Origin of the sequence: Sphingobacterium faecale, assembly GCF_016746095.1 — a bacterium.
GTDB classification, from domain to species: Bacteria; Bacteroidota; Bacteroidia; order Sphingobacteriales; family Sphingobacteriaceae; genus Sphingobacterium; species Sphingobacterium faecale.
Window position 1 is genome coordinate 248,848 of record NZ_JAERTY010000004.1, and the last position, 26,833, is coordinate 275,680.

Sequence of the window (26,833 nt, forward strand, 5' to 3'; positions counted from 1 at the left end):
GGATGATCAAATTTAGTAGCAACACAAATCGGAAAACCGTAAAACTTTAAATCAAATGTATGAAATTTTATTCAAACCGTTGATCGGTCTCCTTATTCCTATAAACGGAAAAGGATATCGGTCATCCACTTCGAGAGTCGAAAATCCGCTATATAGGACCAATATACTCTCGTTTAAACATGTCTTTATGCGTATCACTTTGCTAAGTTTATTCTTGGGAGCTGTATTGGTACATGCCAGCCCAAACGTAAATGCTCAACGCATCACTCTAAACAAAAAGTCGATAAGTGTCATCGATTTCTTTAGAGAGGTCAGAAAACAGACTGCTTATGATTTTGTATACGACCATTCTATTGTAAAGGACAAAAGGGTATCGCTCGTCGTAAACGAAATGCCACTGGAACAACTGTTGGAAAAGGTACTCCCCGAAATTCAGCTTTCCTGGAAAGTAAAAGATCGAGTCATTGTCATCAATGAAATAGTTTCTTCCTCTTCAGGGGCCATAGCTCAACAACCCATAACAGGTAAAGTGACCAATGAAAAAGGAGTTCCCTTAATAGGGGCTTCCGTATTCAGTGCACAGCAGAATACCCTGACGGACGAGGCTGGTAAGTTTAGTATTGCGGCTAAAACCGGAGATGTAATCACTATCCGTTATGTAGGCTATGAAACTAAAACAGTTTCAATTGTAAGCAATGAGCCGTTGAGAATTCAAATGCATCCTCAACTGGAAGAAATGGAAGATGTGGTGGTAACAGCACTGGGGTTGAAAAAATCAGAATCCAGTCTCGGCTATGCTGTTGAAAATGTAAAAGGAGACGTTTTTGAAAAAGTAAAATCAGATAAGGTAATCGATATGTTGGCAGGGCGCGTCGCTGGCCTGCGTGTCAACAGCCGATCGGGCGTACTACAGGATGCTGCTATCACGCTCCGCGGACGAGAGCCGCTCTACGTCGTAAATGGTAACCCTGTAAATGTTGGCTTTAGAGGTATAGCAGCCGATGATATAGAAAGTGTCACTGTTCTAAAAGGCCCGCAGGCATCGGTCCTCTATGGTTCGAGAGGTATTGATGGGGCTATAGTTATTACCACTAAAAATTCAGGAAAGAGCGATGAGGTAGAAATAGCGGTCAATTCATCCAATATGTTGGCTGCTGGCTTTATCTCGTTTCCGGAAGTGCAGGAAGTATATGGACAAGGCGAATTTGGTCAATATGCTTTCAAAGATGGTAAAGGAGGTGGATTGTATGATGATATCTGGATATGGGGTCCCAAATTAAATCAAAAAGATCCTAATACACCAAGCGGATATTGGGAAACGCCTCAATACAATAGCCCTAAAGACCCGACAACGGGCGAGCTGATACCACTGCCCTGGGTGTCCAATAAAAATAACCTAAAGCGGTTTTTACAGCGTGGGGCTACGACCAATAATAATGTAACACTGTCGCAACGTCTAAAAGACGGTGGATACAGTATAGGCGTTAACCAGATGTACAGACAGGGTATGGTGCCGAATACTTCAGTCAACCAGATAGGACTTAATGTGGGCGGTAACTACACCATCCGAAAGCGGTTGAAGGTAGACGTGAATGTTAATTATAGCAATCTGTTTACGGACAATTACCCTCCAGTAGGATATGCCAATGACCAGGTGTTCTATAACACGGTAATGTATATGGGAGCCAATACGGATATCATGGACCTGAGAAACTACTGGAAAGAGGGACGGGAAGGATATGAACAGCGCAATTATAACTATGCATGGTTCCAAAACCCGTGGTTCATTGCCTATGAATACATCAGGCCTTACGCCAAAAAAAGGGTGATATCATCTATTAACTTTGATTATGATTTTGGAAAAAACACACATTTCATCTTAAAAGCAGGTAATGACTATCAGTTCACCAATAATGAAACTTTTCAACCTTATGCTTGGGTAAACGGCGAGACTGGCAAGTACAGCAAGGCAACCTATGATGAGACACTCCTGGATATCAATGCCATGGTAACCACAAAGCAACAGTTTGGAAAATGGTCCCTGGATGCGATGGCTGGTGTAAACTGGAATGAACTGGATCGAAATACCATGACCGGTGAAACCAATGGTGGCTTGATAGTACCCGATGTCTACAATTTTACAAATTCGAAAAAACAGGCTACCGTATCCAACTACCGCACTGACAAGCGTATGTATGGTCTTTATGGATCACTGACCATGGATTGGGATGCTACACTTTTCCTGACCTTTACGGGACGGAACGACTGGTCTTCGGCACTGATAAAGAACAATAGATCTTACTTCTACCCTTCGGTGTCGTCCAGTATCATTGTTTCCAATCTTGTAAAATTACCTGAACCTATTAGCTTCTTAAAAGTACGTGGATCTTGGGTAAACGTAGGTCGTGATATGGATGCTTATAATCTATCGACCAATTATTACCTGTCACAAGTCTGGGGCTCGGAACCAGCATTTGCCCCAGAAGATAGAGTCATCGACCCTAATATAGGACCGAGTATGACAGATTCGTACGAGATGGGATTTGATATTCGCTTTTTTAATAATAAGCTCCGCCTCGATGCTTCCTACTTCAATACATTAGACAAAAACTGGATACAGGAAGTCAATATCCCCCACCCTTCTGGACACAGCAAGATGCTGACGAATGGGAATGCTTATCTCCGAGATGGATATGAATTTATCCTAAGTGGGAAGCTGAAGGAAAACAAGGACTTTTCCTGGGAAGCATCTGCCAATTTCTCGAGCTTTAAAACCGTACTATATGATATCTATAACAATCAATATAATTACGGAAACTTTAAGATCGGTGACAGATCTGATGCTTTCTACGCTACTGTATATATGCGTGAACCCGGCACCGAAAACTTTGTAGTCGGAAATAACGGACTGCCATTGGTTGATAAATTCAGCCGTAATATGGGCAATAAAGATCCCAAATGGGAAGCTGGATTGACAAATAATATCCGTTATAAGGACTGGAACCTAAGCTTTAATGTCAGTGGCAGATTCGGAGGTCTGATATACTCCCAATTAAATGCCCGCATGCTTGAAACTGGCGCCGACAAGCGTACCGCCAGCCTAGAGAGAGAAGAAGATTGGGATAGAGTTCCATCCTTTGTCCCGACCGATGCTGTCGTAGTGAGCAGTGGCGATATTAAATACAGCCCTACCGGCGAAATCCTTGAAGACACACGGGTATTCGAGAAAAGCACTGTCCCAGTTATGTACAAAGACTGGATGCGACAAATGGGTAGTCTCGGCGGACGCATGACGAAAGGGTGGAATGTGTACGATGCCAGTTTCATCAAACTGAGAGATATAGCCATCACTTATACATTGGATAAACACCTGGTTCATTGGAAAGCCTTCAAATCGGCCAATGTGTCCTTGATCGGAAACAATGTTCTGATGTGGAAAAAATTACCGCACGAGGACCCCGATGGTAATGTAAGTACACTCGGTTATCCGACAGAAAGATACCTCGGTTTAAATCTAAACGTCAAATTCTAAAAGATAGATCTATGTCACATATACACAAAACAACACTCATTATTCTTGTCGTGGGGCTTAGTATCGCTATGCCGGGATGCCGTAGCAATATGGACGAAATCAGCAAAAACCCAAATCGATCAGAAGTTATCAATCCGAACAACCTGCTGACTTATCTCTGCCTATATACCTTTAGTCCAGACTATTTTGGTTTGAACAGGCAGCTCGACAGCTACTTTATAGATTGGCGCTTTGGTGGAAGCCATCTTAATTGGTTACGTCGTAACTTTAACGGGGAGTACCGCTTTCTGACGGTGTCGAACAGCATGAAGTATGAAGCGGAACGACTGAACCAACCCGAGTACCTGTCGCTGGCCCGCTTCTTCGACGCACACTGGATATTTACATTGACGCGTCTGTATGGTGATGTCCCTTATTCCGAAGCCAACAAGATAAACCAAGGGATTACGCAACCTAAATATGACGAACAAGAGGAGATTATAGTCAAGGTATTGGAAGAATTGGCTACTGCAAATGACGAGCTCTCCAAACTGGGAGACAAAACTATAGCGGGTGATATCATTTTTGGAGGAGACCTCAAAAAATGGCGAAAAATGATCAACAGCTATCGTCTGAAAGTTCTGATAAATCTGAGCCAACAACAACAATTAAAAGGTACGACGATCGCAAGCAGATTTGCAGACATCGTCAACAATCCTATAGAAAACCCGATTATGGAGTACCTCGAAGACTCGCCCATACGCGACGAAAGCAATAATCCGAACAACTATTACTTGTACCTTGACAATAATTTTATATCAGGCTATCGAATCACTCAGTTTACAGCGGAGTACATGAAGGATAGAAATGACTATCGCCTCACTAAGTTTGCTCAACCTACAATCTTGGCCGAAAATGGAAATCTTGACCCAAACAATCTGCAAAATTATGCAGGGACAAATCCGTGGCCCAATAAGGAGAACAATGTAAATTATCAATACGAGGACAGTAAAAAGATATCGCGGGTAAATAATAGATACCACCGCGAACCTATAGGCCCTCCGACTATGATATTTGGGTATCCCGAGCAGGAATTTATACTTGCGGAAGCGGCACTAAGAGGATGGATAAACGGTGATGTAGCGCAGCATTACAAAAACGGAATATTAGCATCTTTCAAGTATTTTGGACTAGAAAACAGAGGTTCGTCTTTCATTCAACAACCTAAAGTGCAGCTTGCAGGAAGCGATAGTGAGAAGTTGGGACAAATTATCACCCAAAAGTTCTTAAACTTCTTTATGCAAGGAGGATATGAACCTTATTTCGAGCTAAGGCGTACGGGGTATCCTGATTTTGCCGCCTACGTTACGCCTGATATATCGACCTTGTACAACAATGGGCAGCTACCACTCCGGTATCTATATCCTTTGGGCGAGCTGACTGATAATAAAGCGAATGTAACAACTGCAATCTCGCGTCTTCCGGGCGGAGATCAAATATTTTCAAAAATGTGGCTATTAAGAGGTTCGGACAACCTTCGGAATCCCCAACCTTTTCCTTACCAATAAAATCATGACAATGAAAAGAATAACATTTCTCAAAAATCTATCTTACGGACTCGGATCAACACTGTTAGGAACAACACTACTATCTTGTTCTAAAGGTACAGATGGTCCAACCGTAGAAATTCCCAGCAAAGTCCTCCCTATAACCACGAAGGGCAAGCTACGGATTGGCGTTATTACGGACGTACATAAAGACTTCTTCCCTGATGCAGATCTATATCTGCAAAAGTTTATTGATACGGCCAAACAAAGTAATGTAGACCTGATAATCCAGATCGGAGACTTTGTATATCCTCATTTTAAAAATGACGGTTTCATGCAGATATGGAACTCTTTCGAAGGCCCCAAATACCATGTACTGGGCAACCATGATATGGACACTGCAAGTAAGAGTGATTTTCTGACTTATGTAAACCAAAAACAGCTGGGCAACTATTACTCCTTTGACAACAATGGCTTTCACTTGGTGGTAATGGACACAAACTACATCAAGAGCGGCGGAATATACACCGATTACAACGCTAAAAACTATACGAAACACCCTGCAAACGAAATAGGCTATGTATCGAAAGAACAGCTGGATTGGCTGCGCGAAGATCTACGCAAGACGGACAAACCTTGCATTATATTCTCGCACCAGCCATTCAACGGTTCGGCAGGCAACAGTAAAGAGGTACAAGAGATACTGAAAGAAGAAAATAAAAAGGGTAAAAAAATCATTGCGGCATTCAGTGGACACCTGCACAAAAACTGGTTGATTGATATCGATGAGGTCAGTCATATACAAGTCAACAGTGCTTCCTATTTTTATGTCGGCAAAAACCATCCAACAGTCTCTGGACGGTTTCCAGCGAGTGTAGAAGCCAACTATCCGATCATGAAAGAGTCTGCTCCTTATGATGATTCGCTGTTCGCAATCATTGACTTCGATGGGCCAGACAGAGAAATAAAGATCCAGGGAAGGAAATCTAACTTTATAGCTCCGACTCCGTACGACCTCAAATACTATACGTATGTAGATCAGCAAAGTCCTTCTTCTAATATTGACAACCGTATAATTAAATTTTAAGGAAATGAAGATGCACACTATACTATGGGGCGTAGTCCTAGCCCTACTAATCGGCTCGTCATCCTGTACAAAAGACGGCAATACGGGACCGATTGGTGAAAATGGAGTGAAGGGACCGCAAGGACCTACGGGAGATAAGGGACCTAATGGTGATGATTCAGATATCAGTAATGTTGAGATATTTGGCTCGGAATGGTCGGACGCAGTTTTTATAGGATCCGGTACGGATTGGAAGTTTAAGATTGCCGCTCCTCAAATCACACAGGAAGTACTCGACAAATATGTTGTACATGTCTACTTTTTCAACAATAGCGGAAATTATCTTTATAAACTACCTTATAAAGGGACCTATGCTTCTACAAATAAGATCATCTCCAAGATTTCTGTTGGTGAAGTAGAGATACAAAGTACCTATAAAGCAAACGCAAAATTCAGGTTTGTGATCATAGACCCAAATAAGAGTTAAACATTTAATCGTCACGAGTTATGAAAAATAAATTTATATACCTGATCTGCCTAACACTACTTATCTCTGCTGTGGGATGTACGAAAGAATCGCCTGTCGGCCCTCCTGGACCACAGGGAGAACAGGGCGACCCTGGCAAGAAAGGAAATACGGGTGAGAAAGGCGAAAATGGTGATGATGAAGGAGCCAACGTAGTCGTGTCGGACTGGAGCACACAAACTTTCACCGGTGCACAAAGGAAATGGTCTGCCAACATAACCGATAACCGCATCACCGAAGCGATATTGGATAAAGGCGATGTATCCGTATATGTAAAAATAGATGGTGCGGTCTACGAACTGAACTATTTTACCAACAGTGCAAACATTATCCAGTCGGTGTCTATGGGTAAAATACAGCTTCAAAGTACGTTTGATGCATCAACTATTGAATTCAGATATATTCTTATTCCTGCAGGTGCCAAGTCGACATCTTTAAGCAGTACCTCAATGGGAATGCGGACCGAAAAACGTCCCTCTTATAAGGAGTATCAAAAAATATATGGTTTTAACAACTAAAAAAAGACAATGAAAGCAAAAGTTGCAAACATCCATGTATTGCTATGGATTGGATTAGTAGTGTCGATATGCCTAACTAATTGCAGAAAGCCCTTACTGCCTGGCCCAATGGGGACTCAAGGAGAGAAAGGAGAACCGGGTGACCAAGGAACCGATGGCAACAAGGGCGATCCAGGAAAAGGTGGTGGATTGGGAAATGTGTATTACTCCGATTGGAAATATTATGATTTCACCAGTTTGAATACGGGCTACTGGAGAGCTACAGTGAGCGAACCGGTTATCTCTAATGAGATCTTAACGAAAGGAACGACTATCGTGTATTTCAAGAGAGACGGACAGGTTTTCAAAACGGACTATCTAACTGATAGTGAAAGTTTGACGCAGCGATTAGAACTGGGGCAGATATGGTTATACAGCAGCTGGGACCCCAGCTCAACCATGTTCAGATATATCATTATACCTCCCAATAAAACGATAGCAGCAAAAGCCATACAGGCTAAAAGCAAGTCGACGGGACAGGCATACGTTGAACTTTGTGAAATGCTCAAAATAGAGCTTTAATAAAGACCTCCACCTTAAGGATTCGATCGCTCAGGGTGGAGGTTTACACAACCTACTTTACGAAATATGTTATGAAATACTCCTATTTAGTGAAGCACACACCCCATGAGTCCGCCAGCCGGGGGATCATGAAAAAATAATACACATATGAAAAAAAACATTATTTTATTGATACTATTCTGTACACTGGTGATGCATACACAGGGTCAGACAAAAACTACAGTGATTGCGCATAGAGGCGCCTGGACTGCTCCGCATATACCGGAGAACAGTATCGCTTCTTTGAAAAAAGCTATTGAAATAGGATGTGGGGGATCGGAGTTTGATGTATGGCTAACAAAAGACAATATCGCTGTGGTGCACCACGATCCTACGATCGATGGTCTCTCTATCGAAAATTCAGACTGGAAGGAACTGAAAAAAAAGAAACTCTCTAACGGAGAAAGGATGCCTACCCTGAAAGAATATATCAGCACAGGCATGAAGCAGCGTGGTACACGGTTGGTACTTGAGTTTAAATCTTCAAAATTGAACAAAGAACGGACACTACAGTTAGCCCAACATTGCGTAGACCTTGTCAAAAAAATGAAAGCAGAGACTTACGTAGATTACATAGGCTTTGATTATGAAGGCTGCAAACTCATCAAAAAATTAGATCCAAAGGCAAAAATCACCTATGTGAATTGGAAACATGACAAAGAACCTGCGCAATTGAAAACAGATGGCTTTTATGCAGTAGACTATAATTATAAAGTATATCTAGAGAACCCTGCATTAATCAAATCTTTCCGAGATCTCGGAATAAAGCTCAACGTATGGACTGTCAACACGGCGGACGATATGAAATGGTTTGTGGACAAGGATTTTGACTATATCACTACAGATCACCCCCATTTGCTATTTGAAACTCTGAAAGAAAACTAGAGGTATTACTGACAGCGGAAAAATAAGCCTTGGCCATTGCATAAGCCAAGGCTTATTTTTTATGAAAACTAACTCATCACAAAAAACACGTCGCCCATCACATTTAATTTGAATACATTAGTCTTCTATTTATTCTTGTGCAAATAATTAGAAAAACTAAAGGATAAAACTATGAAACAACGCTGGGTAGAATTTTTATTAATAACTTTTGTATATCTGTTTTTACTGGTGGTTACAGCAAGTAACATTTTCAATAAAGTAGAGCAGGTAGCCCTACAACTACATCTATTGACGGCATACGTGATGGTAAGTCTTTATTTGCTATATGTGTACCCGAATTTTTTCTCAGCACAAAAAATGTCTAAGTGGGTAATCTGGATAACATGTATCTTTTTGATACAATCATCCCTTCATTATGTCATACAGTCGATATACCAATTGCCTCGCTACAAATCAGCTCCTCCGTTTGTAGTAGCCGGATCACTCCTGTTGGCTTTATTGTCTTACACAGCAATAAAAACTGTTATCCTCCGATTAAACAGTCTATCAAGAAATAACTCTATCGTAGCGAAAACGTTAAGAAACTTTTTGATAGCGCTTATGGTCGGTACGTTTCTTCTGATACCGATCGCTTTCCATGTCAACGTATATATATGTACATTAGCTGCGTTGTCGATACCATTTTCCTATCTTTTGTTTGCCACACACAATTACTTTCTTCTACCCTATCTGGAAGCGAATAAAAGTCCGAGAACTGTGGCTATAGTAATGTCGCTTTTGATCAATCTAATCTGTATCATTCTATTTTCCAGCCTGATGGAGATTGTAGTAAAAAGCTTTAACCATACATACAATTCCTTTGACGGCTTTAATATTATCTTTTGTATCATACTCGGTGCATTAATGACTTGGTTAGCAAACATATTGTACAACCATGATAGAAAACAACATTATCAAATCGTGGGATTAAAGAAAGAACTAGGAAGGACGGCGGCAGATCTTAGACTATTACAATCTCAGATCAACCCGCACTTTCTTTTCAATGCAATGAATACACTCTTTGGACTGGCTCTACAAGAAAATGCAGAGAAAACTGCTTCAGGAATTCAGAAACTGGGAGACATGATGCGTTTTATGCTACATGAAAATCAACAGGATACCATTCTATTAGCGCGGGAGATAGCTTATATAAAAGAGTATATAGAGCTTCAACAATTGCGGATAGCCAACCTGCCTTCCATCCAGATATCAATCGATCTACCTGAAGACACTCTAGAAAATCTGCAGATTGCTCCGATGTTACTAATCCCATTTATTGAAAATGCATTTAAGCATGGTATAAGCCTTAATAGCCCTTCTTGGGTAAGAGTCCAGCTCTATATAGCGCATAGCTCCGTAAAACTTAGTGTCTACAACAGTATTCATATCGGTCCAGAGACTGACTTGGAACAGAACAAATCAGGGATCGGCTTAGATAATGTAAAAAGTAGACTGAACATGATATACAATGGACAACATGAGCTCCATATGGAGAAGACTAATTCTGAATTTTTTGTATTTTTAACATTAAACCTCAATAAAGATAAACAAGGATGATTAAAGCGTTAGCTATTGATGATGAACCGATTGCGTTAGATATAATAAAAAACTATGCTGCCAAAGTATCGTTTTTACAGTTGGATGCTACGTTTGTGAATGCTTTTGAAGCAATAGAATATTTAAATAGAAATGACGTAGATGTACTATTTTTAGATATTAAGATGCCAGATATATCTGGCATCGATTTTTACAATAGTTTGGTACGGAAACCCCTATTGGTCTTCACTACAGCTTATTCTGAGCATGCGATAACGGGGTTCGAACTGGAAGCACTGGATTACCTGTTAAAGCCATTTGCATTCAGTAGGTTTTTGAAAACATGCAACAAAGCTTATGAAATACTACAGTCTAAGAGAAAGAATCCTACTCATATTTATATTAAAGATGGCCACAATATCGTAAAATTGAATTTTGATGAAATATTATTTATCGAAGCTACCGGCAACTATATGAAATATGTAATGCCGACGGCCGAAATTCTGACCCGGTCGACCATCAAAGAAATCATAGAGCAGCTGCCTAGTGAAGTATTTCAGCAGGTACACCGTTCCTTCATAGTTAACTTGGACAAAGTTTCGAAAATAGAACGCCATCAGCTATCAATAGCATCTCATGTAATTCCAATTAGTGCTTCGTATAGCAATGTAGTCAAGAATACCGTTCTCTGATTTTCCTATACGCCATGATAGATCATCTCTGGATTTTGCTTACTATTACGGATAAAACTCGATGACTTGATTGATCTTTATGGAGAGCATGAACTACATTGTTTTCGAATGCTTGAATCGCACTCCTATTTGCCCAAAAACCAAAATCTCTGTTTATAAGTTTGATGTTGGAATCGTCTTTATTAGATAGACTAACGAGGGCCAATGTCGCTTGCTTTCCGTACGCCCTAATAAGGGTCTTCACGATTTTATTGTCATAACAGAATTGTACCTCATACCAAGGTCCGGTAGGATCTCTTTCAAAAGACAAAGTGTCTACGCCGCAAAAGAGTTTGGGGTTTTCGTTTTGAAGTGTCTCTAAAGATGTCATCAGAGAGTCTAAGGAAAAGTTGAACTCCCAATAGCAAAACATGTAACATGTAATATTTATTATGTTAAATAAAGGTAACGAAATAAAAGGGAATACAACGTACTCCCCTTTACAATAGTTACAATACTTCGCTTAGTTTTTTTGCCAGTGCATTGCCATGCAGGTTCTTCGCTATAATTTTACCACTAGGATCTATGAGAAAATTCTGTGGGATAGCTTTAATACCGTACATAGCCGTAACTTCGGAACTCCATCCTTTCAGCTCACTGACGTGATGCCAAGGCAGTCCATCCTTTTCGATGGCATTCAACCAATCTTGTTTTTTACCTTCTTTATCCAAAGAAACACCCAAAATAGTGAAGTTCTTATCCTTAAAAGCATGGTAAGCTTTTACCAGATTCGGATTGTCTGCGCGGCATGGTCCACACCAGGATGCCCAAAAGTCGACCAACACATATTGTCCCTTGAAATCGGCTAAATTGATCATGCGTCCTTCGGTGTCGGGCTGGCTGAACAAAGGCGCTTGTTTGCCTATCCCTACGATCTTGGTGACTGCAATATCCGATGCCAGCTGCTTTCCATTCTGCTGCGCTTGCAACTGTGGAGACAACGATAACAACAATGGCTCGATGTAATCGGTATCAATATCGTATCCTGCTAATTCTTTTAATGCCAAAAGACTAAAAAAAGAACTAGGATGAGTTTTTATATATTGTTCCTTTGCTTTATTGCGTTCTTGTTCTAGTTTTTCAATACGACCGATAACTTGCTTCATTCCAACGGTATCAGTACCTTGCTGCTGATAGAACTTTGAACGCTCGCCCATAAGTTCGTCCATTTGTTTATCCAGTGTACGCATATGTTGCGCATAGCCTGCATAATCACGTTGTATAGCCGTTCCCACAATTTTAGCATCTGCGATTTTCTGCTTAAAATCTACTTTAGTTACCCCTTTATCGACATATAGATTGACTTTATCCCAAGCACCGACACGGCCTTTGCTGAAAAAAGAGGTACCCGATGGCGAGTAATATAGGTTAACTAATGTCGCTTCATTTGCCTTCCCTTTATAGGTCTGTGCCTTCCCATCAAATACCACCGAATCCAGTACCAAGTCCCGACCTATAAAATAACGAACAAAGACTTTTGCCGTCTTTGGTACATCTTTCCCTGGCTTAATTTTAATACTAAAATCATGCTCCTGTGCAGACACACTATGAAATGCCAAAGCACTAACGAGTAAGCTCCAAAATATCTTCTTCATCGTATCTATTGATTTATAAGAACTAAATAGCCTGTGCTCTAGCTAATAATGCATCGGCTATTTTTACAATTTTAAAGGTCTCCAGCTCTGCCAAAGCCCGTGCAGCTTCAGCTGCTTTTACCGCTTCCTTTTTCTTTTTTAAGCTGATGCAGATCTCTGCAAAAGTACCTTGATTGGAATAGGAGTTCTCATTTAGGGCTACGGCTTGCTTTGCCAACACATAAGACTGCTTCAGTACTTTTGCAGAAGGCTCTTTGCCTGTTCCATACTTACCCGAATAGCGTCGAGCGATAAAGCTTAACCGTTCGTCCTCCTGTTTAAACAAGCCTTTGCGCAACTGATTGGTATAATCGATAAATTCCTTATCGGTACCATGAGCTCCTATCCATTCGACCTTAAACATTGCTGCATCGACCTGACTCGCCTCGTCCGTTTTACTTGAAAAATAAGCTAAGCCTTCTTCAAATTGTGCCTCATCCTTAGTACGGATATAATCATACATCGCATATTTCATCAGATGAGCTTCTTTCTTCTCAAACACCTCGATTGAAAGTATTCCTTTGAAATATGGGCGATTGTCCATAAAGAATTTACCATACTTGTCTTTTGGACTTTGTCCAAATAGTTCAATGATGCTCCAGCCTGCCTCGGACTTTAAGAAGGAAGGATCCGCAATTTCATCCAAAGCGTTTTTAGCTTCCGCTGTCGAAGCGGGATCCACCTTGGTCATCGTCGTAATATAAGCGGCTAAAAAGCTAGGGCTTCGTTCACCTGCCTCGTAACGGGCACGAATAGTCGGAATCTGAAAGTTAGGATCTAACGCACGCTTGCCCTCGGCGATAAAATCCTGTGTTTCCATCCGAGACTGCGAGCGATACATTAACTCACCTTCTGCATCCAAAAATAGATAAGTCGGAAAACTACGGATATTGTAATGCTTGGCCACATCGATCCCCTCTCCTACTTCACAGTCAAATTTGATATTGATATAATTAGCATTGTAAAACTTGGCTGCATCGGTCTGATTGAAGACATTCCCTTCCATCCATTTGCAGGGAGCACACCAAGAGGTATAACCATCGATAAATATCAACTTGCCACTTGCCTTCGCTTGTGCCTTGGCTTCAGAAAGGCTTATTTTTTGAAAATTGATAGCTTCTTGGGCCTGTACAATCGTACAAGCCACAAGGAAAACTAAACTAAATATAATACGGTTCATAGGTATTAATCTGCTTTTAAAATTGTTAAAGGCGTATTACCTTTGCTCGATCTGCTTGGTAATACGCCTTTGGATTTATCTTTCGTATTGTGGCATGGTAGGGTTAATATCCAATGCCTTGGGGGCAACAGGAAAGATCATTCGTGCATCACCCGATGACATACGGAATTCCTCTCCTTCTACGTAATGCACGATATCCTTGGTTAGGTCGCCCGTCAGGTGTAAACGCTTTAAATCAATCAATCGCGTACTCGCTGTTAATGGCATTTCCCTATTGCGTTCGTCCAAAACCAGCTGCAAAGTCTGATATTTGTTCAAACCCGTAATAGGCTTATTGTTTTCAATACGTTTATCTCTTAACGTGTTAATCAAACGCAATGCTTCTGCTGTAGAGCCAATACGGGCTTCGGCTTCTGCCGCGATCAGGTACAGCTCTGGCGTTCCGAAACCAGTGTTAAAGTCTATCCATGGCGCCCATAGCACCCGGCCAGGAAAGCGGATTACATTTGCGCCGAAAGAAGCACTGTCACGACAGAAAAATAATTCGTACCGCATGTCCTTAGCATCTGCATCCAAGTTACGCTTGTAAGTATCCATCAAATCATTTGAAGCATAGACCTCTGTATTTAATGATCCGTTTGATGCTGTCCCCATTCGTCCCCAAAGAACCTCATTGTTATCTCTGATTTCTGGAAATTCTTCGTCCACATCTGTTTTTAGATGTACCCTTCCCCAAGTAGACTTTTCCTTGGTCGTATACAGATTATAATCTTCCAGATAATCGTTCAGCTTCAGTGCTTCGGTGGCATTTTCCAAGGCCGCTTTAAAGTCCCCCTGATATAGAGCCATTCTACTTAGAAAACCATATCCAACAGACTTTAGGGCTTGGTACTTGTTATTTGAATGGGTTGCAAGGTGAGGTAAAGCGTCTTCTAAATCACGTCGTACCAATTCGTAAATCTTTGCTACTGATACACGCTCATAGGTCTTTGTAATATCCTCAGTAAGTACCAAAGGCACACCTAAATCCGTATCTGCTGTAGCTGCATCATAATGCTTACTATAGATATTGACTAAAGATAAATACTCAAAAGCCCTACCTACTTTCGCTTCTGCCCACACTCGTTTCTTTTCAGACTCCTTACCATCCTTGGCAGCGAGTACGTTATTAATAATAACATTGAACGTAAAAATATGAGAATATGCAGTTTCCCAATAAATCTCATATTGTCCATCCTCGAATATCGGACCATGTTCAAAAGTGTACAAACGCTTTTGGAATGTCGAATAGTAGTCAAAACTTGCTGATCTATTCACGTCAACCCTAGTGCCTGACAGAATGTTGTCCGTTATGTAGTTAGAAAACACTGGCGAGGCACGTATCAGACCTTGATCATTCAAAAGTAACTGATAGTCATTGAGCAACTCGGGTATCGTAAACCCTTTAGGCTTCACGTCCAGGTAAGAGTTACAACTTGAAAGGAATATAGAAGCTACTAAAGCTATAGAAAATATTTTCTTCATGTTTTTTGATAATTAAATGAATTATAAACCAACCGATACACCGAAACTGTAAGTTACTGGAGCCAAAACACCTCTCGTTGGTGAATCCGGTGGACGATATCCCTCAGGAAGCTTTAAATTGTCGGGAGTTCTACCATAACCGAACCATACTTCTGGATCGATATTGTGCTTGTTAGCTGCCCAACGCCACGCATTCATCACCTGACCGGTAATACGAACATAACGCAATGGTGTTTTTTCTACTAACTTGGCTGGTAAATTATAGCTTAACGAGATATCGCGCAACTTGATATAATCCGCACGTTCCACAAATCGATCGCCTGCAGAGTAAATATCCGTTACCGTGTTAGAAGCACCAGCCATATAACGCGGACCGATATCGGCATCCACTTCGTCACCAGGGTTTCTCCAGTAGTTTAACCAAAGTCTGTCAAAGTTGGCTGTATAATTCAACATCGGATATTTAGTCAAAGGCTCTGGTCGTACGGAACGCATCACATGACCACCATTGAAAATAAACATAAAGTTTAAGGAGAAATCTTTATAGTCAAAACCATTTCGGAAAGCTACACTATAGGGAGGAATAGTCGTACCATTATAGATCAAATCATCTACACTCAACTGCTGTGTTGTCTTGACCAGTGTGCCATCCGCCTTACGGGCTTGTGGCGCTCCTGTAGCGTCAAGCCCCGCATAGTCAATACTATACAAGCTACCTATTGGCTTACCTACACGCTCCTGTACGGTATTATAGTAGCTGTAAGGCGTGCTCTGCTGGGTATAAAGATTTGTTATTTCATTTTTATTATAGCTAAAATTCAATGTAGAATTCCATCTAAAATTATCGTACTGTATTACTTTAGCATTCAAGGCTACCTCGATCCCGCGGTTACGCATATTACCGTAATTCATGTTCACGACAGACCAACCTAAAGTAGGATCCACTGCTGTAGGTCCTAACAAATCAGCTGTACTTTTGTTATAAATATCTACTGAGGCTGTCAATCGATTAAATACGGAAACATCTATACCAAAATTGAAAATATCGGTACGCTCCCAACGCAAAGAAGGATTGGGTGGAGATGTAATACCAGCCTGCATTTCTCCTGTAAAGTAATTTAATCGTGAATTGACCTGAGATATGAGGTATGGGCCATTACCTTTAGGTACGTTACCATTTACACCATAAGTCATACGTACTGCCAAGCGATCCAGCCAATCTTGCTCGAACGTAGGTAATTTATACAAAGCCCCAACTGACCATAATGGTTTATACTGATTCTTGACATCCGTACCAAAGAGGTTGGATTGATCCATACGAATACTAGCTGACAATGTTAAATTACGATTGTAGGTATAAGACCCGTTAGCATAGAACGAAATAAAACGATCTAAGAGATCCTCAAAACCTTTTTCCTTTTTCTCTAGTGTGTAATTTCCAAACAAAGACTCTGTGTTTTTTAAATTAACACCGAATAAGTCTTCATTAATACCTTTATACACTAAAGAACTCGGATCATAGCCGTATTTGTATAGATCGGTAAAACGACTATTGATCTGACGTCGCTCTGCTCCAGCTATCACATTGATGTCATGCTTATCTCCAAAGGTATTTTCGTAATTCAACTGTCCACGTAAGGTATACGAGTTAATATCATTGCGACGCTCTGACAATTGCGCACCCTGTGGTACGTTACGCTTAATGATTCCATCTTTATCTATCTGCGTAGCGTCATTAATTTGACGGCTTACCGTATTATTGTCTTTCGCGTAGGTGGTAGCTTTGTATCCTTCGGTACGCTCGGTCTGGTACATCAGATCAAAAGTTAAGCCTTTCATTAGCTTAAAATTAGCCCCTACATTAATATTGAGGTATTTGTTAAAGAAGTTGACATGGGTTTTATTAACATGTTCAATAGGCATATAACTCTCGTCTTCTAGCCCAAGACCATTTAGTCGGTCTATTTCAAACTGTGACTTATCACTGTACCATTGTGTTGGTGAGCCATCCGCATTGCGAAGCATAAAATAAGAAGCTCTACCTCCTACATAGTTGTCATAATAATTAAAACCTATATCACCATCTTGTTTCTGATTCTTACCCAATACATTCAGGTTCACATTCATCCAATCGGTAAGTTTTACACTATTTTTGACATTAAAACCGATCCCCTTATTCACTGGACGTCCTTTGTTATATTCTCCTGGCTGCGTATAATTCAAGGAATAACTGTATTTGTAACGATCGGTACCTCCCGAGAGCGATAGATTGTGCTGTTGGTCCATTATGGTACCGTTCAAAAACTCATCCATATTATCCCAGCGGCTTCTATTACGATACGCATCTAGCTTACTCTCCAATTCCGCATCAGATAACATACCTGCCTTATGCTCATGCAATATCAGGTATACATCGTTCATATATCGCTCTTTTTGTATCGACGAATAATCCGTTGAATTGTACCCAAACATTTGCCTTTGGAAATCTACAAGCTCTGCCGAACTCATTTGGTTTTGGTACTTTTTACTAGGCAATCCTTTAAAAGATAACGTGTTAGAGTAATCGATCCTAGCAGGTCCTTCTTTTCCCATTTTTGTCGTAATGACAATAACCCCATTGGAAGAACGCACTCCGTAAATAGAGGCTGCCGAGGCATCCTTCAACACGGTCATCGTTTCGATATCATTGGGATTTAGCGCTGTCAGATCGCCTTGATAAGGCATGCCGTCAACAACAATCAAGGGAGCTGCTTCCGCATTAAGTGTCGCTCTACCACGAACTTCAATCCCTACTGAATTATTTTTATTCTGAGGGTTAAGTAATGAAGTATTCAAATTAAGGCTCATACCAGGCAACAAGCCTTCCGCTCTTTCCAAAAAGCTGGTCTGCAGCCTACCTTCCATATCTTTGGATGTAATCTGCGCAAACGAACCTGCGGCACGTTCTTTACTGATTTTTTGATAACCCGTGTTAACCACGATATCTACCGTCTCGACTTCGGCACTCAGATCCTGAAGTACAATCGTCCCCATATTGGTAGACGCCGTCACTTCCATGGATTTGTAGCCCAGACAAGAACACTCCAATTTTTGTCCGGCATCGACGGTCTGATTGAACTTAAAGTACCCCTGTTCATCGGTCACCGTACCTAATTCTGTTCCTTTGACACGGATACTAACCCCACGAACCGGCTTCCCCTGCGCATCTACGATACGGCCGGATACCTGTTTTTGCTGTACCTCCGCCAAAGCATTAACTCTATTTGCCGTGTTGTTGGATACAACTCTCCCTTTTTCCTTGATTACGATGGTTTTATTATCAATTTCGTAGCTCAGATCTAGGCTGTTCAAAATCGAAACCAAAGCCTGATCCAGTGGCTTTTGCACGATATCGACCGATATCTTGGTATTCGGATCTACATCACGGGCAGACCATACGTAGTGGTATCCCGTCTGCTTGTTGATCGCCATAAAGACCTGGCGTACTGATGTTGACTTTGCCTTTAATGTAACTTGCTGAGCGATACCGCTGGCAGAAAGTTGCATCAGACAAAACGTCATAAAAATCGAAGTCAATGACACTCGCATAATTCTTCTCCTCCATGTCCTACTACCTCTTAGCAGATGGTAGCAGACAACTTGTTTTAATCCCGCAAAATAACCCTTAGAGACAGGGGTATCTTGTCCATAATTTTCATACATTTGATTAGGTTTTAAAAATTTGTTGTACTACAGTTTTAGGCCTTCGGGTAGAGGCGCCGCAATCGCTTCTACCTTACTTTCTTTTAAAAATTATTTATCTTTTACATATATATTTCTGTCTTCATATCTGAATTTAATCTTTCCGGTTTTTTGCAACAACTCGAGGAGCTCTTTCAATTGGCCAAAACGAGGTACCATCACCTCAAACTTTTCCGCCTTTAAAGCTTCGTTCTCGATTCTAAAATCGACGTCATACCAGCGCCCTACCTGACGTAAGATCTCGTCCAGACGCTCCGAATTAAACACAAAGTCCCCGTCCTTCCAAGCCATTACCGCAGCCACATCGACCTTTGCTTTGTGCAACGAATTGCCCTGAACAATACCTTGCTCTCCGGGAGTCAATAAGAGCTGACCTTCGGCAGCAGTGATCTGAACCGAACCTTCCAGTAAGGTGGTATAGCTTCTTTGTTCCTCTTGATAAGACTTAACATTAAAATGGGTTCCCAAAACGGAAATCTCCTGACCATTGCTGGATATCCTAAATGGCTTTGCTTCTCCCGATTGCACGCTTTTTTCCTTGGACTTATGAGCTACCTCAAAATAGGCCTCTCCTGTCATGTCCACATGCCGCTCCTCTGCGTTTTCATGGTAAGCCAGACTGGTCTCAGCATTCAGCCATACCTTAGTGCCATCCGGAAGTGTCATCCGATACTGTCCTCCTCGTGGTGTACTCATTTCGAAAGACGAAAAATTAGTACTGGTAATGCCAGGTACTTTTTTTCCATCCTCGTATACAAGACCCTCGTTGATCAACAAGCCATCAGCGGCATCGCTCAAAGCTACCACCGTACCGTCGGCAAGCCGTATCGTTGCCTGGCTCGCCCCCGGCTGAATCGCCGCGATCGGCTCCTGCTGCGGCGTGGTCTCATCTTGATTGACGAAAAGTACCAAGCCTAGAATGATAACAACAGAAGCAGCCATATAGAAAAAATACCTCCATGGATATCCGCCTGAAAACCGGCTCGGATGGGAATCGACCTTCAACAAGGACTGCTGCTTTTCCCAAGCCTTTTCCACATCAAAACTTCGGAATAGCTCCAGGTCTCTGGACAATTGTTGCTTGTTCAATATCGCATCTAGCACAGCTTGGTTATGCTCGTCTTCCAGTAGCCAAGCGTCCACCAATGCCTTTTCTTCCGCCGTCCATTCCCTGAGATGAGCCGCCGATAGAATATTTGTTATCTGCTGTGGATATCTAACCATAATCACCTTGTATAACAGAAAAAGGGATTGAAATCTCTAAAGAGTTTCTGAAAAGAATTACAAACAACTCGTAATCAACGCCTTTATTTTACAGAACTGTATAGGATATCTGCAAAAAGAAGTGTAAAAACGAATAGCTGATCTTTGTTCAGCACATTACGGAGCAGCTGGACGCCACGCATTTTCTGATTGTAAACTGTACTGCTGCTGATCCCCAACTCGTCCGCTACTTCCTGGGGGGTATACCCCTCGATAAACAAGAGCTGTATCACCTTCTGACATTGATCCGGCAGGGTACCTATCGCCTGATGTATCTCCTGTATAGTCTCCATATAGATGATCTGTTGGGTCACTGGAAAATCTACCCAGTCTTGACTGTGCTGATAGCCTTCTTCCTTGATCCGCAATCTTTTTTCCTTATCTAACAGATTGAGTGCTGCATTCTTACAGCTGACATACAGGAAGGAACGCAGACTGTTAATTTCTGAAAAATCAGCGCTTTTGTTCCACAGCTTCAAAAAGGTATCGTGAACGATCTCTTCTGTCACGAAGCTATTCAACCCCATTTTGGAGAGAAATAAGCAAAGAGGACGATAGAAAAGATGAAAGATATGCTGGTAGGCTTCAGGGTTACCCGCCTGAAAATCCACAACTACCTGGTTCATCTTATTATTTTCTAGGACTCTTTGCACATCAAAATTCCCCAAATCTAAGAATTATAACGTAAAAAGATGTCTATTCGAGACAGTTGCCCGGCAACTATTTTTTTGGGGGAGTAGATTGCCCCCTCTTATTTCTTCTTGTCAATCAGCAATAAAGTCGATGGTGCATCCTTCAGCCAGGCGACTTCTTTGGCCACCAGCTCTTCCCAAACAGTGAGATGGATAAGCATCAAATCCTGCTTTGCCAACATATCTGGGGTGATTTCCTGATCCGTATATATCACCAAATGGTTGGGAGCCTGTTGCTCCAATTGGCGCAGTCGCTCACGAAATACCTCATTGTTTTTCAATACATTCTTAAAATCAACAACAATGACCTGGGAGTCACTATTATGGATGAGTTTTTGGATATACGTCAGCAAGAATATATCCTGGGGCTGAAAAACAGGAACGATCACCTGATCTACATGCATAAAGTTTTTGTCGATCAGAATACCTACAGCGGAGGTTACCCGTGCATTGATCTGATCATTGCGGCTATAGGTCAAAAAAGGAGATTCGGCCTGTTTGACAGTATGCAGCAACCTTTCTGGATTAATAATACGTGAGGTAAAATCCAGGAACCGTCCCAAGATACTTCCTTCGTAGATAGACTCGCTCACGCCCAACAATAGGAGATCCGTATCTTCCTCGCGTGTGGTTTGGATAATCTCGGTATCGATATCTCCAGATATCTTAAACACGGAGGACATCGACTGCTCCAGTTTTTTGGCCACTTCTTTGATCTCTCTAAAAGTATCCTCTTCCTGCTCTTCGACCTCATAGTGATGCAGCTCATTGGAGGGGGCGATATGTAGGGCCGTGATCACGGAATTGTCTTTGGATTGTGCAGTAAGACCATTCGCCAATCGGAAAAGGGATATACCGGTACTGCTTTTCGCAAAGGAAAGAAGTATTTTAAACTTTGTTCTGTCCTGTATCCGGCTGCCGACCGCACTTTTCTTGGGCTTAAACAATCTATTGATAAGATCGAGCGACGGACCTGTCATAAAAGTCGTCACCAAAGCCATCAATACCATCATGGAGAAGAGCTCGGCACTCAACACCCCCAGATCATACCCGATATTCAAGACGATCAATTCCATGAGGCCCCGGGTGTTCATCAACGCGCCAATGCTCAGGCTGTCCTTCCAGCTCTGTCCGACAAACCGCGCTGCCAGCGCACTGCCGACAAACTTGCCTACGACAGCAACTAGGATGATGACGCCTGCAATCAGCCAGTGCTCGACATCGTTGAGCAGACCGATCTGCGTACGTAAACCGGTAAATACAAAAAATAAAGGCAGCAGCAATAAGACTGCAACATCTTCTACCTTCTCGATAAACATCGAGCGGAAGCGACTGCTCTCCGGCATTATCGCTCCAGCCATAAATGCTCCAAAAAGTGCATGTATGCCGATGACCTCCGTGGCGTATGCCGAAAGCAGGAGAACAATGAAAAAGATGGCGACTACTGGTTTGCCCAAGCTCTCCTTAGCGGAGTTCAACTCACCGATACGCAGTAAAAACGGACGGACTATCTTGATCATCACAAACACGTAGGCCACGGCCAAAAAAACGGTGTAGATCGCACTCGTGGCCGCGCCGGCCTTCACAATCGCAATAACCACAGCTAGGATACACCAAGCAGTAATATCATCTGCCGCTGCACAAGTGATGACCAAAGCACCCAATTTGGATTTTTGAAGACCCCGTTCCTGGATAATCCGCGCCAAAACGGGAAATGCGGTAATACTTAAGGAAATCCCTATGAACAGACTGTAGGACAAGAACTCTACATTGGCCGGAGCATAGTGCTGATATAGAAAGTAGGCCAACCCTACCCCTAGCGTAAAGGGAATAACAATACTCGCATGCGATATCACGACGGCATCGTGTGCCTTATTCTTGAGCACGCTCAGATCGAGTTCCATACCGATAATAAACATGAATAGAATTAGTCCGATCTGGCTCAGAAATTGCAAATTGCTCAACGAATCTATCGGAAACAATACCGCCGAAACTTCTGGAAAATGTAGCCCAAGCAAGGAAGGTCCTAATATAATTCCGGCCAACATCTCCCCAATCACGACGGGTTGCTTGATCTTAATACATATCCAGCCCATAATGCGAGCCGCAATGATAATAGTGACAATCTGCGCTAACAATATCGCCAAGGGGTGTCTGAGACTGTGTTGGATAGAATCTACAAAATCCTGCCATGCACTCACACTGACTGCCTTACCGACGATAGCCTCGGTATCCTGTAACCGCGTACCTAGTACGATGACACCATACATCACGGCCAACAGACCCCCGACCAAAACCACGTAGAATATCGTATTCTTATAATTCTTCATATTATTATCCTGCTTGTGCTCCTCTAGTGAATCACAAAAATACCATTAAGTTGATGGAGCTTGGATACCTCGCAAGGTGTGGGTCAAAAAATGTAACAAGGCCGATAAAAAATGTAACTAACCTCCTGCTGTGATCAATTCCATAAAGGTTTTGCGGTATGTTTCACTCAAGCCCAAGACCAAGGGCTTGTCCAGTTGGTCTTTTAGGGTGGTCACGATTTCTTCTGAATTGAAGAACTTGACTATGCGCAAGGAGATGATCTCGCGCTTATTAATACGGACAAAACCAGACATAGGCAAGATAGCGAGCAAGCCACCGAAACTGATGTTTTTGACCATCACATCGGTATCGTCATCAAAAAAGAAAACCTTGTCTCTGCTGTCTACATCGGAATTGCGTATAAAGAGAATCCTGTCAAAGTGAATCAGTGCCTTGCCTTTGTCGGTGTTAAACTGCGCATATGGCTGCTCGGACACACTCTTGGAGACCTGTATCCTGACCTTGTCTATAGCCTGCTTAAGCCGCTGTAAAGAAATGGGTTTGGTGATGTAATCTACAGCATTGATATTGAAGGCTTCGCTCGCATATTGCTTATAAGCAGTCGCAAAAATTATCGGATACTCCTGAAGAATCTCGGCCAGATCAAAGCCTGTCAATTGCGGCATTTCGATATCCAAGATACAAAAATCGAACTCGAGTTTCTTGTACTCCCGCACGACGGCCAAAGGGTCGTTGAAGACCTTGACAATCTCCACATTTTCCACTTGGTCGAGTAATATCTTCAGAAATTTTAAACTGGGTATCTCGTCGTCGAGGATAATACACCGTAATCTATTATGACTCATATAATTGAATTTGCAAATAGGCGCTATAGATGTCGTTTTCGACAAACCGATGGAGTTCATGCCTTCCGGCATAATAGCGCATCAACCGCTCTTCTAAAGCTTTACTGCCGATTCCTCCCTTTCTTTTGGCCAGTGGGGATTTCTTCGAAATCGTATTATTGACCGTAATCTCCAGTATTCCGTTTTCGAAGCTTATAGCGATCGCAATAAAAGAATTTGCACTTTGTATATCCGCATGCTTAAAGGCATTTTCGATCAGGTCAATGGTAATCAGGGGAATCATCACGGGTGCCGAGAACAACGGTTCATGCTCTTCCTCTACGTCTACCTTGACTTGTATATCGAATAAAGGACTCAATTTTATTTTATTGATCTCGATCAGATTGAGGGCAAATGCGACTTCTTCTTTGGGAGAGACTAACTTATTAGGGCTTTCATACAGCACATAGTCCAGTACCTGAGCCAACTTGTCCATCGTAAAGTAAGTTTGATAAGCGTGTGACAGGATGGCATTTAACGAATTCTTTAAGAGATGTGGGTTCAATTCGGTACGGTGTACATCATCCAATCGATCGTTTAACCGTTTGTAAATATCCTCTTGGCGCTTGCCTTCCAGTCTTATTCTCCGATTTTCACGACTTAAAAAGACGGCATACACCGCAAGTGTCCCCACTAGCGTCGCAAGGATAGCAACAAGGATATATAGCAGCTGTTCAGACATGTATAATGATACCGTTTAAGACTTGTTTTCCTTCAAACTTAGATAAAAAGCGGCATATTCCCGAATTTCAAAAGCAAAAACAGGCCCTGACCAAAACACATTTTACAAAACGCCCTTTTCCGCTGGAAGTTATTACATTTTTCGACCTACATGTTACATATTATCGCAAGGCGTACCTTTTCTTTCTTAGATTATACGTAATTTAAGCATGCTTCAACAATAATTCGACAGGATTAATACACGTAACGGTACACTTTTGATGTCCCGTATTAAAATTTTAATAATCATGGAAAAACTCATTTTTGAAACAAACATCAACACGCCCCAATTAGCACAAAAAGTACAAGATGCATTGCAGCGTATCGCTAAGATTCGACACTGGAAGATTGATTTTGACTCGATCTACAACCTGTTGATTGTGGAAGGAATACGACTGGACCATACTGAAATAGTTTCCAGCCTCGCCACGCACGGTATTGAAGCTTCTCGGCTATACGAAGAGTAGTGATTTACTGGAAGAACCCTCCTAAGCTATAAATCGTACAGACAATGTGATAAAATGTACCTACAACTCCGCATGCCGTGTGCTATTTTTGTATAAAAACAGCAAATGAACAGTGATCCTATAACGCGAAAAGACTTCATCCGGAGTTCAGCCCTTACTGTAGCAGGTCTCACTATGGGACCTACCCTACTGGCGGCAGATCGCATACACAACGATAATACAGTCATGAATACAAAAAAACTGAAGTTAAAAAATGTTCGACTGGAGACTGGCTTTGAATACGAGGGCGATACGATTATCGCTACCAAGACGGCTCTCTTTGCCCTGGAGATCGAGAATGGCAGATTTACCAAGATAAGCGCTCAGCAGGAGGATATCGCCGATGCTATCGATGCCAAGGGAATGCTCTTGCTCCCCTCCTTCAAGGATATGCACATCCACTTGGACAAGACCTATTACGGCGAGCGTTGGCAAGCTACCAGGAGAACGGGTGGAGGTGTCAAAGGTATGATAGCGCTCGAACAGCAGATATTGCCTTCGTTGCTGGAAAAATCGACGTACAAGGCGGAAAAACTTATCGAGCTCTTACAGTCGAAGGGAACCTCTTTTGCCCGCAGTCATGTCAATATAGAACCCACATCCAAGTTGGACTCTCTGAAGAATCTAGAGCAGGCATTACAAAACAAGAAGAACGGATTCGGTGCTGAACTGGTTGCTTTCCCACAGCACGGTGTGTTTTATACCGATACGGCCCCTTACCTGCGGGAAGCCGCGAAGATGGATATTGACTTTATCGGTGGTGTAGACCCTTATTCTATAGATGGAGCTATCGAGAAGACGATGGACTTTACGGTACAACTGGCACTGGACCATAATAAAGGAATCGATATACACTTGCATGAGTCTGGCGAATCTGGCTTAAAGACGGTAGAATATCTGATCCAAAAGGTGGAGGAAAACCCGGTTTTAAAGGGTAAAACCTACCTCAGCCACGCTTTTGTACTAGGTCGTATCGACAGTACCAAACAGGAGGAACTCGCGGAAAAACTGGCGCACTCGAAGGTCGGTATAGTATCTACCGTCCCTTTTGGAGGGCTGACCATGCCTATTCCTGCTCTCTTAAAACATGGCGTCAATGTCTTATTGGGCAACGATAGCATTGTAGATCACTGGAATACCTTTGGTAGTGGTAGCGTATTGCAAAAAGCTAATCTTGCTGCACAATTATATGGATATACCAGTGAGTTTGCGCTATCACGCACCTTAAAATTAGCGACTGCAGGTATTGTGCCGCTGGATGACAAAGGGACAAAACAATGGCCTAATGTCGGGCAAGAGGCAGATGCTATACTTGTAAATGCAACCTGTTCAGCGGAAGCTGTTTCTCGTATAGCAGACATTAAATCACTTATTTACAAAGGAAATATTGTATACTAAT

At 42.0% G+C, this 26,833-nt stretch carries 20 protein-coding genes; 11 read left to right on the forward strand and 9 right to left on the reverse strand.

All coding sequences use genetic code 11. The features are described from left to right. Positions 1-55 precede the first annotated feature (55 nt). From JKG61_RS09030 to JKG61_RS09070, 9 genes are all read left to right on the forward strand, one after another. Positions 56-3,532, forward strand: a complete 3,477-nt coding sequence (locus JKG61_RS09030; protein ID WP_202102644.1) for a SusC/RagA family TonB-linked outer membrane protein — start codon at positions 56-58, stop codon at positions 3,530-3,532. 11 nt (positions 3,533-3,543) lie between these two features. Further along, positions 3,544-5,079, forward strand: a complete 1,536-nt coding sequence (locus JKG61_RS09035; protein ID WP_202102645.1) for a SusD/RagB family nutrient-binding outer membrane lipoprotein — start codon at positions 3,544-3,546, stop codon at positions 5,077-5,079. A 10-nt stretch (positions 5,080-5,089) separates the two neighbouring features. After that, entirely contained in the window at positions 5,090-6,145 is a 1,056-nt protein-coding gene (locus tag JKG61_RS09040; RefSeq protein ID WP_202102646.1) for a metallophosphoesterase family protein, read from the forward strand. Positions 6,146-6,149: 4 nt separating this feature from the next. Continuing rightward, positions 6,150-6,611 (forward strand): collagen-like triple helix repeat-containing protein, encoded by a 462-nt coding sequence (locus tag JKG61_RS09045; RefSeq protein WP_202102647.1) that lies wholly within the window; start codon positions 6,150-6,152, stop codon positions 6,609-6,611. A 20-nt stretch (positions 6,612-6,631) separates the two neighbouring features. After that, entirely contained in the window at positions 6,632-7,168 is a 537-nt protein-coding gene (locus JKG61_RS09050) for a collagen-like triple helix repeat-containing protein (RefSeq protein WP_202102648.1), read from the forward strand. A 9-nt stretch (positions 7,169-7,177) separates the two neighbouring features. After that, a complete protein-coding gene (locus JKG61_RS09055) occupies positions 7,178-7,729 on the forward strand; it encodes a hypothetical protein (protein WP_202102649.1) in 552 nt (183 codons plus the stop codon). A 147-nt stretch (positions 7,730-7,876) separates the two neighbouring features. After that, entirely contained in the window at positions 7,877-8,653 is a 777-nt protein-coding gene (locus tag JKG61_RS09060; RefSeq protein ID WP_202102650.1) for a glycerophosphodiester phosphodiesterase, read from the forward strand. Between the two features lie 171 nt (positions 8,654-8,824). Then, complete coding sequence (locus JKG61_RS09065) at positions 8,825-10,249, forward strand: sensor histidine kinase (protein ID WP_202102651.1); 1,425 nt, start codon at positions 8,825-8,827, stop codon at positions 10,247-10,249. Then, positions 10,246-10,920 carry a LytR/AlgR family response regulator transcription factor gene (locus JKG61_RS09070; RefSeq protein WP_202102652.1) on the forward strand — a complete coding sequence of 225 codons (675 nt, stop codon included), beginning with the start codon at positions 10,246-10,248 and terminating at the stop codon, positions 10,918-10,920. Before JKG61_RS09065 ends, JKG61_RS09070 begins: the two co-directional genes overlap by 4 nt. Before the next feature lie 488 nt (positions 10,921-11,408). Here JKG61_RS09070 and JKG61_RS09075 read toward each other — a convergent pair whose 3' ends face one another. From JKG61_RS09075 to JKG61_RS09115, 9 genes are all read right to left on the reverse strand, one after another. Continuing rightward, positions 11,409-12,554, reverse strand: a complete 1,146-nt coding sequence (locus JKG61_RS09075; protein WP_202102653.1) for a TlpA disulfide reductase family protein — start codon at positions 12,552-12,554, stop codon at positions 11,409-11,411. Positions 12,555-12,576: 22 nt separating this feature from the next. Continuing rightward, positions 12,577-13,773 (reverse strand): thioredoxin family protein, encoded by a 1,197-nt coding sequence (locus JKG61_RS09080; protein ID WP_202102654.1) that lies wholly within the window; start codon positions 13,771-13,773, stop codon positions 12,577-12,579. A gap of 75 nt (positions 13,774-13,848) precedes the next feature. Continuing rightward, the gene (locus tag JKG61_RS09085) at positions 13,849-15,297 is read right to left on the reverse strand and encodes a RagB/SusD family nutrient uptake outer membrane protein (protein ID WP_202102655.1); all 1,449 of its coding nucleotides are present in this window, start codon (positions 15,295-15,297) and stop codon (positions 13,849-13,851) included. A 21-nt stretch (positions 15,298-15,318) separates the two neighbouring features. Continuing rightward, the gene (locus JKG61_RS09090) at positions 15,319-18,999 is read right to left on the reverse strand and encodes a SusC/RagA family TonB-linked outer membrane protein (protein ID WP_202102656.1); all 3,681 of its coding nucleotides are present in this window, start codon (positions 18,997-18,999) and stop codon (positions 15,319-15,321) included. Positions 19,000-19,089: 90 nt separating this feature from the next. Further along, on the reverse strand, positions 19,090-20,262 hold the full coding sequence (locus JKG61_RS09095) for a FecR family protein (protein ID WP_202102657.1): 1,173 nt from the start codon (positions 20,260-20,262) through the stop codon (positions 19,090-19,092). A gap of 83 nt (positions 20,263-20,345) precedes the next feature. Continuing rightward, entirely contained in the window at positions 20,346-20,927 is a 582-nt protein-coding gene (locus tag JKG61_RS09100; protein WP_202102658.1) for an RNA polymerase sigma factor, read from the reverse strand. 125 nt (positions 20,928-21,052) lie between these two features. Next, entirely contained in the window at positions 21,053-23,323 is a 2,271-nt protein-coding gene (locus JKG61_RS09105; RefSeq protein WP_202102659.1) for a cation:proton antiporter, read from the reverse strand. Positions 23,324-23,440: 117 nt separating this feature from the next. Beyond that, complete coding sequence (locus JKG61_RS09110) at positions 23,441-24,169, reverse strand: LytR/AlgR family response regulator transcription factor (RefSeq protein ID WP_202102660.1); 729 nt, start codon at positions 24,167-24,169, stop codon at positions 23,441-23,443. Then, positions 24,159-24,890, reverse strand: coding sequence for a histidine kinase (locus JKG61_RS09115; RefSeq protein WP_202102661.1), 732 nt, complete (start codon positions 24,888-24,890; stop codon positions 24,159-24,161). Before JKG61_RS09115 ends, JKG61_RS09110 begins: the two co-directional genes overlap by 11 nt. Positions 24,891-25,176: 286 nt before the next feature. Between JKG61_RS09115 and JKG61_RS09120 the strand changes: the two genes are divergently transcribed. Both JKG61_RS09120 and JKG61_RS09125 read left to right on the forward strand, forming a co-directional pair. Beyond that, positions 25,177-25,395 (forward strand): hypothetical protein, encoded by a 219-nt coding sequence (locus tag JKG61_RS09120; protein WP_202102662.1) that lies wholly within the window; start codon positions 25,177-25,179, stop codon positions 25,393-25,395. A gap of 105 nt (positions 25,396-25,500) precedes the next feature. After that, positions 25,501-26,832, forward strand: coding sequence for an amidohydrolase (locus tag JKG61_RS09125; RefSeq protein ID WP_202102663.1), 1,332 nt, complete (start codon positions 25,501-25,503; stop codon positions 26,830-26,832). Position 26,833: the final 1 nt, after the last annotated feature.